Annotated in this window: 1 protein-coding gene; it reads left to right on the top strand. The window is 44.4% G+C overall.

Annotated features, from left to right (window positions below):
* Positions 1 to 276: alpha-hydroxy-acid oxidizing protein (locus ACS8FD_RS22610; protein WP_439277510.1), on the top strand; the 276-nt coding region annotated here is incomplete at its 5' end.
* Positions 277 to 597 lie beyond the last annotated feature (321 nt).

Here is a 597-nt window from a genome sequence, read left to right as displayed (position 1 = left end):
AACCGCGTGCCGGTTATCTTAGATGGTGGTATCCGCCGTGGTATTGATATCGTCCGTGCCATAGCAATGGGTGCAGATGCGGTAGCAGTCGGTCGTCCGATGCTGTATGGCTTAGGTCTAGGCGGCGCGCAAGGTGTAGAGTCAGTTATTAACTTCCTAAACGTGGATTTAAAAACCACGATGCTATTATCAGGAGCAGCGAAATTGTCTGATTTGAATCCTGACTATATTGAGATCGTCGGACAAAATGAAGAATATAGTACGTTTGAAGGCTAGGAGCTTTTAAAACTACGACGGCTGAAGGTTTTAAACCTAACTTTTAGAGATGCGAAAAAAAGCGACCAGTTATGCTGGTGGCTCTTTTTTGGGTTTTTGGTTTGGTTGTATTACAGGTCAGAAAAAGAAAAAATTGGCCTCAATATCTGAATGCTTTAAAAGTGGAGAAATATGCGAGGCATGGGTCGGTTTTCTTTAATGGTTTTGCTCGGCGCTTCACTCAAGCATAGCTTTCGTCTTGCACTCGGGCAGAGCAGTACTCTGCTTAATCCTCGCTCACCCTCGCGCATACTCTTTCACCATATCGTTCTAATCGAATTC

Source organism: Psychrobacter sp. 1U2, from assembly GCF_051847575.1.
The sequence above is the reverse complement of the archived record's forward strand: the minus strand, read 5'-3'. Positions and strand labels throughout refer to the sequence as shown.